The sequence below is a fragment of the Streptomyces sp. NPDC060028 genome, assembly GCF_042736725.1.
GTDB lineage: Bacteria > Actinomycetota > Actinomycetes > Streptomycetales > Streptomycetaceae > Streptomyces.
The window spans coordinates 1-3023 of record NZ_JBHWVJ010000169.1 but is presented as its reverse complement, the minus strand read 5'-3'; the positions used below and the strand labels follow the sequence as shown (position 1 = coordinate 3023).

The following is a 3023-nucleotide window of genomic DNA, read 5'->3' as shown; positions in this document are numbered from 1 at the left end:
AGCTCACCGAGGCCGCCGCCCCGGTCGAGGCCGCCCCCGCCCCGCAGCCGGCCGGCCGTCGCCGCCGCCGTGGCCGCGGCGCCGCCGAGCCCGCGCCGGTCGCCGAGTCCGCGCCGGTCTCCCTCCCCGAGGTGCTCGCCGAGGAGGAGCCGGAGGCCGAGCTCGAGGAGGAGGCCGCCGAGTTCGACGAGGCCGACGAGTCGGGCGAGCGCCCGTCGCGCCGCCGTCGTCGCGGTGGCCGTCGTCGCCGCCGTGGCGAGTCCGCCGAGCTCGACGAGTCCGCCGACGAAGAGGCCGAGGCCGAGGCCGGCGAGCAGGACGAGGAAGAGGACGAGGAGGCCGACGAGGCCCTCGGCTCCAGCTCCAGCCGTCGTCGCCGGCGCCGTCGCCGTCGCAGCGGTGAGCCCGCCGAGGGCGAAGCAGCGGGCGACGAGGACGGCGTACGCACCGTCGTCAAGGTCCGCGAGCCGCGCCCGGCGCGCGAGCGCAGCGAGTCCACCTCCTCCGACGAGGTCCAGTCCATCAAGGGCTCGACCCGTCTGGAGGCGAAGAAGCAGCGCCGCCGCGAGGGCCGCGAGCAGGGCCGCCGCCGCGTCCCGATCATCACCGAGGCCGAGTTCCTGGCCCGCCGTGAGGCCGTCGAGCGCGTGATGGTCGTCCGCCAGGCCGGCGAGCGCACCCAGATCGGCGTCCTCGAGGACAACGTGCTCGTCGAGCACTACGTCAACAAGGAAGAAGCCACCTCGTACGTCGGCAACGTCTACCTGGGCAAGGTCCAGAACGTGCTGCCGTCGATGGAGGCCGCCTTCATCGACATCGGCAAGGGCCGCAACGCGGTCCTGTACGCCGGCGAGGTCAACTTCGAGGCGCTCGGCATGGCCAACGGGCCGCGCCGCATCGAGTCCGCGCTCAAGTCCGGCCAGTCGGTCCTGGTGCAGGTCACCAAGGACCCGATCGGCCACAAGGGCGCCCGCCTGACCAGCCAGGTCTCGCTGCCCGGCCGCTACCTGGTCTACGTGCCCGAGGGCTCGATGACCGGCATCAGCCGCAAGCTGCCCGACACCGAGCGCGCGCGCCTGAAGACCATCCTCAAGAAGATCGTCCCCGAGGACGCGGGCGTCATCGTGCGCACCGCCGCCGAGGGTGCGAGCGAGGACGAGCTGCGCCGCGACGTCGAGCGTCTGCAGGCCCAGTGGGAGGACATCCAGAAGAAGTCGAAGCAGATCTCGACCTCTTCGCCGAGCCTGCTGTACGGCGAGCCGGACATGACCGTCCGCGTCGTGCGCGACATCTTCAACGAGGACTTCTCGAAGGTCATCGTCAGCGGTGACAGCGCCTGGGAGACCATCCACGGTTACGTGAACCACGTGGCCCCGGACCTGGCCGACCGGCTGTCGCGCTGGACCTCCGAGGTCGACGTCTTCGCGACGTACCGGATCGACGAGCAGCTCGCCAAGGCGCTCGACCGCAAGGTGTGGCTGCCCTCGGGCGGCTCGCTTGTGATCGACAAGACCGAGGCGATGATCGTCATCGACGTCAACACCGGCAAGTTCACCGGTCAGGGCGGCAACCTCGAGGAGACCGTCACCAGGAACAACCTGGAGGCGGCCGAGGAGATCGTGCGCCAGCTGCGACTGCGCGACCTGGGCGGCATCGTCGTCATCGACTTCATCGACATGGTCCTGGAGTCCAACCGCGACCTGGTCCTGCGGCGCATGCTGGAGTGCCTGGGCCGCGACCGTACGAAGCACCAGGTGGCCGAGGTCACCTCGCTGGGCCTGGTCCAGATGACCCGCAAGCGGGTGGGCCAGGGTCTGCTGGAGTCCTTCTCCGAGACCTGCGTCCACTGCAACGGGCGCGGCGTTATCGTGCACATGGAGACGCCGGCCGCGATCGGCGGCGGTGGCAACGGCAAGCGCTCCAAGCGCCGCGCCGGCCGCACCCACGAGCACGACCACGACCACGAGATCGAGGCCGTCGAGACCGAGGACGCCGACGTCTTCGAGGTCGAGACCGAAGCCGAGGTGGCCGCCGAGGCCGCCGCTCCGGTGGCGCTGCCCGAGCCGTCCTTCGTCCCGGACGAGGAGCTGTACGGCAGCCGGGCCGAGGCGGAGGCCGCGGCCGGCCTCAGTGGCCGTCGCAATCGCCGTCGCGCCACCCGTAAGGCGACCGCTCCGGCGGGCGCCCCGCGCGGAACCGCCGCCGTCCCGGCGCAGGCGCCGGCCGAGGCCCCCGCGGCCCCGGCCGAGCCGGAGCCCGTGGCCTCGGCGGTCGTCGAGCCCGAGGTCGAGGTCGAGGCTGTCGCGGAGCCGGTCGTGGAGGAGGCCCCCAAGGGCCGTACCCGCCGCCGTGCCACCCGTAAGGCGACCGCCCCGGCGGGCGCCCCGGCGCAGGCGGCCGAGGCCGCACCGGAGCGCGTGGTCGAGCCCGAGCCGGTCGTGGAGGCCGAACCCGAGCCGGTCGTCGAGGTCGAGCCCGAGCCGGTCGTCGTGCAGGCCCCGGCCGAGCCCGTCGCGGACGCGGCCCCGGCCCGTACGCGCCGCCGTGCCACCCGTAAGGCCACCGCTCCCGCCGGTTCCCCGGCAGGCGCGGCCGAGGCGGCCGTCGTGGTCGTCGAGGCGGCTCCCGCCGCCGCTGCGGAGCCCGAGGCCCCGGCCGAGCCCGAGGCCGAGCCCGAGGCCGAGGCGCCGGTGAAGAAGGCCCGCAAGGCTCCGGCCAAGAAGGCGACGACCACGGCGAAGAAGGCCCCGGCCAAGAAGGCGGCGGCCACCAAGACGGCCGCTGCCAAGAAGACGGTGGCGAAGACGGCCACCGCCAAGAAGACCGTGGCGAAGCGGGCGACGAAGAAGACCGCGGCGGCGGAGCAGCAGGCGCTCCCGTCCGTCTCGGCTCCGACCGAAGCCTGATCCGCTTCACGGGCCGTGGGCCCCCCCGAGAGGGGGGGCCCACCGCGCAGGGGGGCCCCGGTTGTACCCCCGGAAACCGCCCCCGAACCAAGACCCGCGGCGAGGATTGCGAATACG

At 73.5% G+C, this 3023-nt stretch carries 1 protein-coding gene; it reads left to right on the top strand.

Annotated elements, in window-relative coordinates:
* The coding region (locus ACFWBF_RS37160; protein WP_385609252.1) for a ribonuclease E/G at nt 1-2906 on the top strand (2906 nt) is incomplete at its 5' end.
* Between the last annotated feature and the right edge of the window lie 117 nt (nt 2907-3023).